Source organism: Lentilactobacillus otakiensis DSM 19908 = JCM 15040 (genome assembly GCF_001434145.1).
In the GTDB taxonomy this organism is placed as follows: Bacteria; Bacillota; Bacilli; order Lactobacillales; family Lactobacillaceae; genus Lentilactobacillus; species Lentilactobacillus otakiensis.
Window position 1 is genome coordinate 429,211 of record NZ_AZED01000011.1, and the last position, 13,686, is coordinate 442,896.

A 13,686-nucleotide genomic window follows, 5' to 3' on the forward strand; every position below is an offset into this window, starting at 1 on the left:
TCCTCACAAAATTTGTTCAGTCATTTGAACACAAAAACGTCCCTGACAACTAGCATAGCCAGCTGTCAGGGACGAATTACCGTGGTTCCACCCTTTTTCGTATTCTGTTAAAGACAAAATACCTCGTTTGGAATACATATTTAATTAAACATCACAACTCCGAGCGCACTTTCAGCTTATGTCTGCCCGCTCTTTCACTATCAGCGGTCGCTTTATGCAAGACAACAACTTACTCTTCTCTTCAACATCGTGAAATTCAAATGACTGTCAATCGATTACCTAATAAGATAATGTTTAATTCCTTAAAAGTCAACTATTTTTACTAATAATTGTTTAGTGAGTCATGAACCCTTGTGCTTGAATGATCGCAAACAGATCTGAACGTAAGTTATGATCCCTACTTAATTCGGAAACAATGTGGTGGCTGAAGGTTTCTGATCTGTCATTCGTGCTACGCGATTGATAATAAAGACTTATCAGATGATTATACTCAGCCAATTTCTGGCCAAAGTTTGCACCCAAATTGTATTGGTTTTCGAAATGCATCTCTGCTTTGGGAAGCCGTGGTTTTAGTTCCGGTTTGTCTTTTGGATAACCCAAAGCAATCCCCAACAACGGAAATGTCATCTCAGGTAAATTTAATAATTCAATCATTTTTTGCGGATTGTTCAAGATGCTTCCCATAATGGTCCCACCAAGCCCCATACTTTCGGCTGCCACCATGATGTTCTCAGTCGCAATCGCCACATCAAAAACGCTGGCAAGGAATTTGTCAGTTGAATGCAGGATATACGGGTCGGTATGATTTTGTTCAGCAATCTTGAGATTTCTGTATTGGTCGGCCACCATAACAAAATAGTGTCCTGCATTTAGCATCCAACTATGGCCGGTAATCTTACTAATCTGTTTTAAAATGTTGGCGTCCGTCACACTTATAATTGAGTATTGTTGAGAAAAAGTACTCGTTGACGCGTGCTGGGCAGCATCAATTAACTGTGTGACTTGGGATGGGTTCAACGCTTGATTCTCAAAATCACGAATACTTCTATGATGAGTTAGTTGTTCAAAAACTTCATTCGTCAAAGTACCTATCCTCCGTTATCAAATCCTAAGTTTAAACTAACTATTCGATAGCAATTCTAAATTAGCGCTTTCTTTTGATGGATAATCTTTTAAAATTCTAAAAGACGGTAATAGCAGTAATTTTAATTTACATTTCTGGTCTAAAGGGGTAGAATGAGTTTCGTTAGATGATAATGATTATAAACTACAAAGCAGGTGAAACAATGGCGAAAAAAAGATCGCTTTCTCAAAAAATAAATGTTTTACGAGCTTCAGTAATGGGTGCCAATGATGGCATCGTCTCTGTTGCCGGTATTGTTATCGGTGTTGCCGGGGCAACATCAAGTAATTTTGCCATTTTTATTTCTGGTATTTCAGGTATGTTAGCCGGCACTGTTTCAATGGCAATGGGTGAATTTGTTTCTGTTAATACGCAAAAGGATTCACAACGACATGCCATCAGTCTTCAAAAAGCTGCATTAAATTCAGCTTATGATAATGAATTCAACACCGTTCAGCATAAGCTCATGGGTGATGGTATCTCAACTGACCTGGCTCATCAGGCTACTAAAGAAATGATGACCAAAGATCCAGTTAAAACAACTGTCCGTCAAAAGTATGGCTTCAACGTTGGTGAATATACCAACCCACTCTCAGCCGCAATTGCTTCGATGGTTTCATTTCCAACAGGTTCAATTCTACCACTATTAGCAATTACAATGTTCCCAAAAGCCATCCGAATTCCAGCAACCTTCATTGCCGTGATTATCGCCTTAGCAATAACGGGATACACAGCTGCCCAACTTGGAAATGCAAATAAGACTCGTGGGATGATTCGAAACATCGTTTCTGGCGTTTTGACCATGTTGGTCACTTACACAATTGGAACGTTAATTGGTTCATAAATCATTAATAGATGGGAGGAACTGGCATGGACAGTGCTAAATCCAAAAATAATAAAGAATCACAAACCATGGAAGAAAAGCTGAACACGCTTCGAGCCGGTGTTTTAGGTTCAAACGACGGTATCTTAACCGTTGTTGGTGTGTTGTTCAGTGTGGCCGTGGCTACAACCAATCAATTTACAATTTTTATCGCCGGGCTAGCCGATTTGCTTGCCTGTGCGTTTTCGATGGCTTCAGGAGAATATGCATCGGTTAGTACCCAAAAGGATACTGAAAAATCAGTTGTTGCAAAAGAAGAACAACTCTTAAAGACCGATTATGACACTGATATCCAGGTTATTTCTGATTATTATGTTGATCAAGGAGTTTCAAAGGAAACTTCCAATAAAATCGCTAAAGATTTAATGAGTAAAAAGCCACTAGAAACCATTGTAAACGTCAAATATGATTTACAATTGGGGCATTATATGAACCCCTGGAACGCCGCATTTTCTTCTCTGTTTTCGGCTGCAGCTGGTGGTGTCTTTCCACTTGTTGCGATGACATTATCTCCAGTCTCCTTTCAATGGCCGGCAACCATCTTCGCGGTTTGTCTGTCAGTTGGAATAACCGGTTACTTAAGTGCCCGACTCGGAAACGGTTTGGTTAAAACAGCCATTATTCGAAACGTTATCGTTGGTATTATCACGATGATCATTCACTATTCGTTAGGTATTTTACTTGCCGCATAAAAATAAGGGGATTGAATCCAAATTGGATCCAATCCTTTTCTTATACCCTCATTTCGGCACCCCATCATACAACTGGGCCAAATGCTTCGCATCCACTTCCGGAATACTATACAAATAAGTCGGTGCCGCCTCCTGCATGATTGAATGAGGACTGTCACTATGTTCCAACCCCAAGTCATGACCCAGCTCATGCATTGCCACGCTGGCCTGTTCGTTGACCGAATCGTAGTGAGCTTGCTTCATCGAATCAATAATCAAATAGCTTTTATTTTGATCCACAAATAACGGCACGCCATCCACATGGCTAAAGGCTTCGCTGGTATAGCCGACAACGCCACCCGCGATATTTTCAACGGTACCGCCACCTTCGTGATAAGACTGTTTCACACTCAAAATGACGTCAGCTTGGCTGTACCTAGTCGCCGGAATCAGGTTCACAACATCGACCGCATTCCAAGCTTTCACCGCCTGCATCCAGGCAGCTCGATAATGTGCTGGTGTCTGCTTCGTAATATAGTAGGAGATTGTCTTGGTGGGCCAGTGAAAATTGGTTTTAGGACTATAGGCGGGTGTTGTTGTCGTGTCAACTTGCTCAGTTGGCGTATTCTTTTGATCAAGCAACGCTGGGGATAGTTTGCTGGCAAAACCGGCGAGTATGAATAGTAGGTAGATCAGAACGGTCCCGATACCTACCCAAATCGCTTTCCAAATGAACTTTTTATTGAAAATCGATCGATCATGATCATTCACCTAGCTTCATTCATTTACTCCTTCCGCATAGCACATCCCAATGATACCGCGCTTAAGGAGTGGCTTCTATCTGAACCACTCTCTTTTTTACGCATAAAAAACTGCTCACACTTGCAGTCGTAAGCAGTTAGGTAATTCCTTATATTTCAAATTTATTGTCACGCCGGTTACTGATCTATACCCTCAATACGAGCTTCCTTTTTTATTCTTTTGATCCCGTTACAAAAGTAAAGAAATTCTGATTCCCGATTGTGTATACGCTAGCTGAAGCATCATTATTTAAACGGTAAGGTGTGTGCTGATTAGCAATAGCTAATCGATATTGATAATGTCCCTTAGTGCGAACCTTGCTGTCAGAAACACCCTTAAGTTTATGTCCATAATATAAATACGTCACATTTCCTTTAACAACTGAACGATTTATCTTAGCATAACTGGTTGGAATAGTTTGCTTTTGGTAAGCACTTATAATATTTTCAGCAGCTCGCCGATTAGCATACTTATAATATTCAACATAACCATCCGAAGTCAGCTTAACAGCGTTACTATCATATGTTCCAAACTGTGAAAATCCAGTTAACCCGCCAGAATATAGTACATTATTGCCATATGGGAGCATGTATCCTGGACGCTTAATCCGCACAGTATTTGAAGAATAATTAATAGCAAAGGTTGGCCCGCCAACCAAACGATTTTTACCAAGTAGCTTATACTTTAAAGTATAACTAAGATCAACACCAGTCCCGTAAAGTACCTTTTTGCTAGTCTTTGAACCTGTAAATTGAGAATCAATAACTGTTCCCTTAGGCATGATGATATTTGCACGATGGGTTAATGCATCCCGAACGGCTCCTGGTTCGTTAACGTAATAGTATATAAATGCCTTGGTATTCTTAGTTAATCTGTAAAAACGATGCTTAATGCCATTCTTTTTAATATAGCTAGAACTCACCCGCTTCACGTTGCTGGCAGATGCAGATAGCGTTGTTAATCCCAATGCTCCTAATGAAACACTGGCAATGACTAGTAAATTAATCAATACTTTTTTCTTCATAAGTGTTCCTCCTGTCACTCAAAAGTTTATCTGATTCTTTACAAAATAGCTACTTTTTTGGTTGGCGATTACAATTTTTAGAGTGTTCAGTCTGCTGCATCTTAACATGGCTGCTTTTCTCATTAATGGTTCTTCGAGAGTGGCCGGCATTTGTCAACCAACTCAAGGATCTTTCAGTAATCCCGGGTTCTGACACCATAGTGAAGTTATGTAATTCATTGCGTTTGGCAACCTGGAAAGAAACTTTTAAATTCTTTTGAACATCCCTCATTATAACGTACCTAACCATGGCTGCTTCGAATAATTTTTTGTCTAAAGAAGCGACTTTTAGCACTCTCTACATTCGAGTGCTAAATGCTGGCATTCATTTCAAAACTGATTATTATAGAAGATGAAAGGTTAAGGAGGAACAAAAAAAGTGAAGTGTTGTTCCCCGTTACCTTGAATCATAATTTCGAAAATAAGGAGATAGATATTTATGGCAAATGAATTAATGAATCGTTTCGATTTGGATCCGTTCTTTGATCGTATGGCTCATCGTTTCTTCAGCCCTTCTGATTTCGATAAGGATTACGAGAACTTTGGCGACCTTAAGACCGATATTAACGAAACCGATAAAGACTATTCATTGAAGATTGATGTTCCTGGTGTTGATAAGAACAACATTCACTTGAATTATCAAGATGGCGTTCTTTCAATTAACATCAACCAAGAACATGCTACTGAACAAAAAGATGAAAACGGCAAGGTTATCGCTAGTGAACGCAGCCACGGTGTTATGTCACGCAGCTATCAATTACCTGGTGTCGACCGCGACAACATTTCAGCCCACATTGATAATGGTGTTCTTGATATCACATTACCAAAAGTTACTGAAAGCGAAGATACAACCGGAAACATTGACATTAACTAATTTTTAAATCAGATTTTGGAGTGGTTGGATAGGGATTTAGGCAATTAGCTTTTGAAACTTCAGTAAAGCTTCGTTTGGGGGAACGTGGTTCAAAGACCCCATTTCACCACCTTTGACGCTTATTAATTAATCTTATTAATAATCAACGAAGGAGATAGATATTATGGCAAATGAATTAATGAACCGTTTTGCAATGGATCCTTTCTTTGATACTTTGGCACGTCGTTTCTTCAGCCCAACTGATGCAGACAACGACTACATGGTTAATGGTGATCTGAAGACCGACATTACTGAAAACGACAAGGACTACATCATGAAAGTTGATGTCCCTGGCATTAATAAGAAGAACATCCACTTGGCATACCAACATGGCGATTTGGCATTGAGCATTGACCAAGAACGTGATTCTGAGAAGAAGGACGAGCAAGGCCGTGTCGTTGCCAGTGAACGTAGTCATGGCGTTATGTCAAGAACTTACGAATTGCCTGGTGTCGACCGCGACAACATCTCAGCTCAAGTAACTGATGGTGTATTGACCATTACGTTACCAAAGGCTGCAGAGAGTCATGAAGATAACGGACAAATCCAAATTGATTAATTATATGCTATAATAAAAAAATGCACTTCGGATTAATTTCCGAAGTGCATTTTTTTATCTAATCAAGGTGCGCCGAATTCTGCAACTGAATCATATCATAATAAAACCCATGCTTAGCCAACAACTGATCATTGGTGCCGCGTTCAACAATCCGTCCCGCTTCAAGGACCAGAATCAAATCAGCGTTTTGGATCGTTGACAATCGGTGGGCAATAGCGATTGTTGTTCGGCCTTCTTGAAGTTTTGCCAAACCAGTTTGAATGATTTGTTCGGTTTCCGTATCGATGTTGGCAGTCGCCTCATCGAGAATCAGAATTTTCGGATCAGTGACCAAAGTCCTGGCAAATGAAATCAACTGCCGCTGACCACTAGAGTAGCTGGCACCACGTTCAATCACCCGCGAGTCGTACTGATCAGGCAAGTCTTCAATAAATTGATCGGCTTGAACAAATCTAGCGGCTTCGTGAACTTCTTCGTCAGTAACTTCTTGATTGAACATTCGGATGTTAGAAGCAACTGTTCCATAGAACATGAAGGGCTCTTGGAGAACCAATCCCATTTTCTTACGAAGTTCTTGAATCGAATAATCGCGGATATCACGATCGTCAATCAGAATATCGCCTTCACCAAATTCGTAGAAACGCATCAAAATATTGATCATCGACGTTTTACCGCTCCCAGTTTCACCAACCAAGGCAATTGTCTGGCCGGGTTCGGCGACAAATGAAATATCATGTAAGACATCATTCTCACCATCATAGGAGAAGGTGACATGTCTAAATTCAATCTTACCCCGCGTGATCGTTGCGTTGGGATCGACGTGCTGCTGAGGTTCATAGGTTTGATCATCCATAATTCGCAATACTCGCGAACCGGCAACGACCCCATCTTGGAAATCGCTTAATCGATCCATCATTTCAGACATTGGGTTATAGAAGTTGGACAGGTAAGTGACGAACGCGTAAATAATTCCGGCTGCCACATAACCATGAAGGCCCTGAACACCGAACATCCCCAATACCAAGACAGTTCCTAAAGCATAGAACAAGTTAATAATTGGGTTGAGCAACAGCGAGTTAATGCGAATCATTGCTCGCCGCGTATTGTAATACTGGTCATTGGTATCGCTAAATTCATGGTTAATCCGTTTTTCTTGGCGGAACTGCTGAACAACACTGATCCCAGTAATTCCTTCTGCCAATTTTGCATTTAGTAAACTCAACCGTTCACGCATCCGCCGATAAACTCGGGTACTGTATCGCTGGTAGTACCAGACCGTCATAAACAGAAACGGCATAAAAACCAGTAGCCACATCGCAATCTTGGCATCCGCCAAGTACATCGCAATAAATGATGAGATCATCGCTGAAATGGTGACCACCAAACTACTGAACAGTGCCCAGAAGTTTGCGAACGCCATCGTATCATTGGTGAGTCGTGAGAGGATTGAGCCACTTGGGGTTTGGTCAAAGTACCGCATCCCTAAAGTGTGCAATTTCGCAAACAGTTTCCGTCTGGTGTTTTCGAGCATATACTCAGCACCCATTTCATACAGGTAAGTCTGAGCAAACTGCATCATCGCTTTGGCCAACATACCAAAGAAGTACAGCCCAGCGAAGAACCACATCATCTCAAAGTCTGGATGCCCTACTACCAAATGACTATCCATAAAGGTCTGGATAATCCGAGGCAGGAGAATGTTGACAACGGCAACCGCAATCGCAAACAAAACCGAGAAGTAGAAATACCATTTATAGGGAGCAGCATACTTGAACAGTCGCCCAATAATGTGCATCTGCTGCTTAACCGGAATTGATTTCGACCAAGCCGATTGATGCTTTGATGAATCAGCCATTAGCTGTTGCCTCCCTTCACTTTGGTTTCCAGTTCCTGACGCTCGAACATTTCGTGATACCAGCCGCCACGAGTCATCAATTGATCGTGAGTCCCGCGTTCAACGATTTGACCATCATCAATGACTAAAATTTCATCCGCATTCATAACCGAACTCAATCGATGGGCAGAAATAATTGTTGTCTTATCTGAACGCTCTGCGTGCAAGTTTTCAAGAATCTGGGTTTCCGTTTCGGCATCAACCGCTGACAAAGCATCATCCAAAATCAATAACTCTGGATTAATCAACAGCGCTCTGGCAATCGACAGCCGTTGTCGTTGACCACCAGACAGAGAAATACCTTCCTCACCCACGGCAGTATCATAACCGTCAGGCATTGCCTGAATTTGGTCATACAGGTCACTTTTTTTAGCGGCTTGCTCAACTTCTGCCTGAGTCGCATCTGGACGGGCAAATCGAATGTTTTCGCGAATACTTTGTGAGAACAGGAAAGTATCCTGTGGGACATAGCCGATCGCTGGAATTAAGGCATCCATTTTATATTTCTTAATATCAATTCCGCCAAATTTGATGGTGCCTTTATAATTGTCAAACTGACGCAGAATTAAGCGTAGAATCGTACTTTTACCAGAACCGACTTTACCAACCAAACCAACCGTTTTGCCAGCCGGCACTTTGAAATCAATGTTTTGCAGTGCTAACCGTTTATCCCCAGGGTATGAGAATCGTTTAACATCATAATCAATCTCACCCTTTGGTGTTGTGGTCACACCATTCGGATCATCAATCACTTTACTCTGCTGGTTAATCAAATCCATGACCCGGTCATAACTGGCGTTCCCACGTTCCAAGGTGTTGAACAACATCCCCACCGCAAACATCGGCCAGATCATCATTGCCAAGTATGAGACGAACGAAACCAGTGACCCAATCGTAATTGCGCCACTGGTGACCAAATAGCCACCGTAAACAATCGTGATCACATAAGAAAGCGCGATGATCATGGTTGTCATAGGATCAAAAAGTGAGTCCAACAAGTTAACCCGTCGATTGATCTTAATCGTTTTGGCAACCTGGTTGTCGAAGTCTTGCATATCTTCTTGTTGCTGGCCCAATCCTTTAATGACCTTAATGCCAGTAATACTTTCTTCACCCTTATTATTCAGTCGTGAAAAAGCAGCTTGAGAGTCTCTGAATGCAAAATGAATCTTAGTTCCAAGGTAGCGTGACATGACTGCTAACAATGGAAACGGCAGAATAGCAATCAAGGTTAGTCGCCAATCAATCAAGGTCACCATGGCGATCAACGTGGTACCACCAGTAATCATTGAATCGGCGAACTGCAAAATACCACCGCCGGCCACCCGTTGAATCGCGGATAAGTCGTTGGTGGCATGTGCCATCAAATCACCAGTTCGGTATCGCTGGAAGAACTCATGATCCATGCTGGTGTAGTGAAAGAACAACCGATTTCGCAGGACCTTTTCCAATTTTGCCGCTTCACCCCAGATCGCTGTCCGCCACATATAACGGGCACCATACTGAGCAAACGAGACAATCGTCAATACAATCAGCAAAAACATGAGATATTTAACTGTTAATTTACCATTATGGATTGAATCAACCAAGTTACCGATGATCCGTGGGGGAACAATTCCGACCAGTGCCGTCAGCAGCAGGCCAAATAAACCAACCAGGTAGATTCTCCATTCCCTTTTGAAATACCAACCCAGTTTGACAAAGATACTCATGATTCCACCTCTAAATTAGAAATTAATTAAATAAAATAATTTTAGCACAAATCTATGTTAGATAACACTATTAGCATTGCTTATGAGGCATTATAGTGTTAGTATTTTGTCATCAATTATCATCAAATTTTAATCAATCAGACTAGGAGGAATGCCATGTTCAGTGAAATTGGTCAGTTAATATTTGATAACGAAGCTGTTGCGAAGACCTCGGACTTTACCATGGGGATTGAAATTGAAATGCAGCGAGTCGACGAAAACGGTAATTTGAGTCAGGAGCCCTATCCAGCCGGTGCCGGTGACGAGCAGACCAACCCATGGATTACCAATGATTTTCTTGAAACGATGTCCGAAGTCGTTACCCCACCTGCAGCGCATGCCTTGGACGCGATGCACTACTTATTCAGCATTAACAATGCTTTGCGATCGGCTTTATCACCCGGTGAATTATTGTGGCCATTATCAATGCCACCGCGTTTGCCCAAGGACAAAAGTAAGATTCCCCTCGCTAAGATGGGACCCAAGAAGGAAGCTTACTTGAAAGAATGGTTGAAGCGTCACGGCTTTTCTCAAGGAACACCGTGTGGCGCGCATATCAACTTAAGTATCGATCCCCATGTGTTCGATTTGGTTTTGGATAACATGGGGGACCGCTTCAAGTCCAAGGTCGACTTACAGAATTATTTGTATGCCAAAATCGCTCAGGGCTTCTTACGTTATCGATGGGTCATTACATATCTGTTCGGTGCCAGTCCAGTCGCCGAAGCGAATTATTTCGAGCCTGGCAAAGGGCCAAAAGCCCCTATTCGGAGTATTCGTCAAAGTTCCCACGGATTCGGAAATCCATTTACTGGCGATTACACCAATGTCCAGCGCTATGTTAACCGGATTGAAAAAGGCGTCGCTGACGGCAAACTTATTTCAGATTATGAATTCCCTGGTGCGGTTCGATTCAAAGGTAATAGCCACTTACGCGAACTTCCCAAAACTGGTGTGAGTTATCTGGAATTAAGAATGCTTGACCTGGATCCCAGCAGTTCAGTTGGTATTCGGACCAATACATTAAGGTTTTTCCGGTTAATGGCCAGCTACTTCATTATGTCACCAGCTATGAATTCAGAAGAAGTCGAAAAGGTCATTGCCCGTTCTGACAAAATGAACGAAGAGGTTTCTGAAGAACATCCAAATGATATTTCCAAATACCAGGCCAATGCCCGGGCATTTTTACAAAGTTTGGAAATGTACGCTGATCGAATTCAACTGGGGCCTGAATATCAAGAGGAACTGCAAGATCTGCAGGATCGCGTTGAAAATCCGCGCACCACACCGAGTGCCAAACTCATCACCCATTTAAAAGATGGCTCTTTAGAGGAATATGCCATCAAACGTGCCAAGCGTTACCAACAATCTGCCCTTCAATCAATTCGTCCATTCAAGGGCTTTGAAGGCAAAGCCAAACTTTCCGCTACTGAATTGAAGCAAGAATTATTTAAAGGCAGTTGGGAGCCAGACAAGGCTAAGGACGATAAATAATTTAATTTTAGATTGACACCAATCAAAATATCACGTAAATTGAATAGTTTGGAGTACAATAACACAAATAGACTGAAAGCCAATTATTGAGGAGGGATTTTATTGCGCCCAAGAATCGCATTACCTGCAGACACGCTTGCCGAGGCAACCAATGTCATTAATGAACGAAACGCGGCCTTTGCACCGCGGCCAGCGATCGAAGCCATTGTTAAATCTGGCGGTGTTCCTGTTATTTTTCCAAGTGTCAATCCCGAAGACGTGCGCGATTATATGACACTGTTTGACGGCGTCTGTTTCCTAGGCGGCGCAGACGTCGACCCCACCTTCTATGGTGAAGAACCATTCCAGAAGCTGGGTATGACTTATCTGAAACGCGACTTATTTGAAATTGAACTTTTGAAGCAATCAGTGACTGCGGGCAAAGCCATCATGGGGATTTGCCGCGGAATGCAGCTGATTAACGTTGGTCTTGGTGGGACCCTCTACCAAGATCTGTCGCAAGATTTACACGCTACCTTGAAGCATTCACAAGAAGCCCCTGGCAACATGCCATCTCATCACGTCACAGTTGACCCTAACAGCCGTTTGAATGACATCATGGGTCAACGGCCATACGTCAACTCAAGACACCATCAGGCGGTTAAGGACGTGGCACCTTACCTGAAAGTCACTGCCAGAGCAGACGATCAAGTGATTGAAGCAATCGAGTCAGTTGATAATGACCAGATTTTGGCGGTCCAGTGGCATCCTGAAAATATCTATAAACATTTTGAAGATTCACGGAAGTTATTTAAAGACTTCATTGACCGCAGCCAAGTAGTTGCAGATAAGACTAGAAAATAACGGCTGATGGTACTGATCACAGGTACACAGTCGATAAAAAATCGCTCACTCATTCCGATTACTGGAATGGGCGGGCGATTTTTTGATTGAAATTTTTATGAGTAACTATCTACTTAGAGCTGCTCATATGCTTGTTGGTGATCAAGTGGAAATTCACTTGGCGCCTTTTTATTGAGTAACTCTTCTGATAAGGTCACTTTATAAATTGTTTGATTATCGTATGGCTGCATATAATACGTCAGATTCTGCATATCCATGTACCCTCGATACTGTGTGTAGTCCTCACTGCCGTCCTGCTTAATTTTCACACCCTTGGGGATCTCAACTGAATTCAAAATGTGACTCAATTCGTTGACCGTCTGTTCCGTGGAAACCTGGTCGGTATATTCTCTCATGAAGACCGTTCGAATGAACCGCGAGACCGAGGTATAATCACCCGGCATCCCCAACGCACCACTTCCAGGTCCAAATGAGGCAACCTCGTGTCCGTTGTATGATCGGACAGGGTGTGGCGTCGGCTTGAGTTCTGTATAGTTACTCAAGTTCTTTAAATGCCAGCCAAAGTCTGGACTATTGGTCATCACACCGACCGGATTCTTTTGATAATGAATACCGTCTGCCAACACTTCCAAGACGTAGCAGGCACCCGACCGATCAGAAATGATCCAATGGAGTGGGGTTGTCTTACCAAGCAACTTAATTGGGGCATCAACGATATTAAGATGAGACAGTTGTCTGCCAACATCTTCACAATCACTCGCATTTCCCAGCAACCAGTTCAGCACCTCGTGAGGCGCAATGTTAATTTGATTTAATTTGGGTCGTTTGGCATAGGTTGCTTCGCCGCTGAAGTACAACGCAGCAGCACTCAGGCCCTTCTCATTCACACCGTCAACTAAAATATAGCTGCCAAGGTTTCTCCCGGCGCCAACAAAGCCATAGACTGTATCATATCCCGACTCGGTCGCATCACTGGCAAAATGCTGCTTTCTGGGAATGACAACCGGACGGCCATCCAATTCAAACGCGAAATCCATCGTCCGGGCCAGAAAGTTGTCCCCTGTTTCAGATAGAAAAGTTACACTCGTACACATACCGCAATCACTCCTTTTAAAGCTAGTTTACTGGTTCAATCATCAAATATCCGTTTTGCCAGAAAATTAAATTGATATTTAAGTATTTTTTCTTGCTATGGAGTTCACTCCATGGTTTAAAGTATATTTGTAAGTGAAGAAACGGAGGTGCTTGTTAGTTGAACAGTAAGAAAGTTTCCGAATTGCTCGGTGTGTCGACCGATACGCTCAGGTATTATGAACGAATCGGAGTGATTCCTCCCGTGGAACGCGACCACAACGGCTATCGGGTATACAAAACTAATGATCTCAACTGGATATATCTTGCTAAGAGTCTGAGAGGCGCTGGCCTTTCGATTGAATCATTAATTGAATTTGCAACCTTGGCCAGAAAAGGCGGTGCTGTCCGGTCAGCACAGAAGGATATTCTTCACGAACAGCTGACCACCCTGAATGAAAAGCTAGCAGAAATGAAGGAAACCCAGGCCCTCCTTCAGTATAAGATCGACACGTTTGATGATCATCTCGCCAAATTTGATTCCGGTGAAATGAACAAAGACAACGCAGAGGAACTCTGGAAGAAACCATTTTTGAAACATGATAAAGGAGAAAAATAAA

At 42.4% G+C, this 13,686-nt stretch carries 13 protein-coding genes; 7 read left to right on the top strand and 6 right to left on the bottom strand.

Annotated features, from left to right (window positions below; translation table 11 throughout):
* Positions 1-333 precede the first annotated feature (333 nt).
* Entirely contained in the window at positions 334-1,083 is a 750-nt protein-coding gene (locus tag FD05_RS05720) for an NADPH-dependent oxidoreductase (protein WP_020280550.1), read from the bottom strand.
* Positions 1,084-1,286: 203 nt separating this feature from the next.
* Between FD05_RS05720 and FD05_RS05725 the strand changes: the two genes are divergently transcribed.
* Positions 1,287-1,967, top strand: a complete 681-nt coding sequence (locus FD05_RS05725) for a VIT1/CCC1 transporter family protein (RefSeq protein WP_039932529.1) — start codon at positions 1,287-1,289, stop codon at positions 1,965-1,967.
* Positions 1,968-1,993: 26 nt separating this feature from the next.
* The gene (locus tag FD05_RS05730) at positions 1,994-2,698 is read left to right on the top strand and encodes a VIT1/CCC1 transporter family protein (RefSeq protein WP_039932527.1); all 705 of its coding nucleotides are present in this window, start codon (positions 1,994-1,996) and stop codon (positions 2,696-2,698) included.
* 48 nt (positions 2,699-2,746) lie between these two features.
* Here the strand turns inward: FD05_RS05730 and FD05_RS05735 are convergent, their stop codons facing one another.
* Together FD05_RS05735 and FD05_RS05740 are read right to left on the bottom strand one after the other, a co-directional pair.
* Positions 2,747-3,448 (bottom strand): matrixin family metalloprotease, encoded by a 702-nt coding sequence (locus FD05_RS05735; protein WP_020280547.1) that lies wholly within the window; start codon positions 3,446-3,448, stop codon positions 2,747-2,749.
* Between the two features lie 202 nt (positions 3,449-3,650).
* Complete coding sequence (locus FD05_RS05740; RefSeq protein ID WP_020280546.1) at positions 3,651-4,502, bottom strand: hypothetical protein; 852 nt, start codon at positions 4,500-4,502, stop codon at positions 3,651-3,653.
* A gap of 478 nt (positions 4,503-4,980) precedes the next feature.
* Here FD05_RS05740 and FD05_RS05745 point away from each other — a divergent pair, with 478 nt between their 5' ends.
* Positions 4,981-5,415: an Hsp20/alpha crystallin family protein gene (locus tag FD05_RS05745; RefSeq protein ID WP_020280544.1), complete on the top strand. Its 435-nt coding sequence runs from the start codon at positions 4,981-4,983 to the stop codon at positions 5,413-5,415.
* A 163-nt stretch (positions 5,416-5,578) separates the two neighbouring features.
* A complete protein-coding gene (locus FD05_RS05750; RefSeq protein WP_020280543.1) occupies positions 5,579-6,013 on the top strand; it encodes an Hsp20/alpha crystallin family protein in 435 nt (144 codons plus the stop codon).
* A 58-nt stretch (positions 6,014-6,071) separates the two neighbouring features.
* Here FD05_RS05750 and FD05_RS05755 read toward each other — a convergent pair whose 3' ends face one another.
* Both FD05_RS05755 and FD05_RS05760 read right to left on the bottom strand, forming a co-directional pair.
* Positions 6,072-7,868, bottom strand: a complete 1,797-nt coding sequence (locus tag FD05_RS05755) for an ABC transporter ATP-binding protein (RefSeq protein WP_020282184.1) — start codon at positions 7,866-7,868, stop codon at positions 6,072-6,074.
* Entirely contained in the window at positions 7,868-9,619 is a 1,752-nt protein-coding gene (locus FD05_RS05760; RefSeq protein WP_020282183.1) for an ABC transporter ATP-binding protein, read from the bottom strand. Before FD05_RS05760 ends, FD05_RS05755 begins: the two co-directional genes overlap by 1 nt.
* Positions 9,620-9,775: 156 nt before the next feature.
* Here FD05_RS05760 and FD05_RS05765 point away from each other — a divergent pair, with 156 nt between their 5' ends.
* Complete coding sequence (locus FD05_RS05765) at positions 9,776-11,152, top strand: glutathione synthase (protein ID WP_020282182.1); 1,377 nt, start codon at positions 9,776-9,778, stop codon at positions 11,150-11,152.
* A 102-nt stretch (positions 11,153-11,254) separates the two neighbouring features.
* Positions 11,255-11,995, top strand: coding sequence for a gamma-glutamyl-gamma-aminobutyrate hydrolase family protein (locus tag FD05_RS05770; protein WP_020282181.1), 741 nt, complete (start codon positions 11,255-11,257; stop codon positions 11,993-11,995).
* A 113-nt stretch (positions 11,996-12,108) separates the two neighbouring features.
* On the opposite strand, the gene FD05_RS05775 is transcribed toward FD05_RS05770, so the two are convergent.
* Positions 12,109-13,089 carry a choloylglycine hydrolase family protein gene (locus tag FD05_RS05775; protein WP_039933480.1) on the bottom strand — a complete coding sequence of 327 codons (981 nt, stop codon included), beginning with the start codon at positions 13,087-13,089 and terminating at the stop codon, positions 12,109-12,111.
* A gap of 158 nt (positions 13,090-13,247) precedes the next feature.
* Between FD05_RS05775 and FD05_RS05780 the strand changes: the two genes are divergently transcribed.
* Positions 13,248-13,685 carry a MerR family transcriptional regulator gene (locus tag FD05_RS05780; RefSeq protein ID WP_039933478.1) on the top strand — a complete coding sequence of 146 codons (438 nt, stop codon included), beginning with the start codon at positions 13,248-13,250 and terminating at the stop codon, positions 13,683-13,685.
* The last annotated feature ends 1 nt before the right edge of the window (position 13,686 follow it).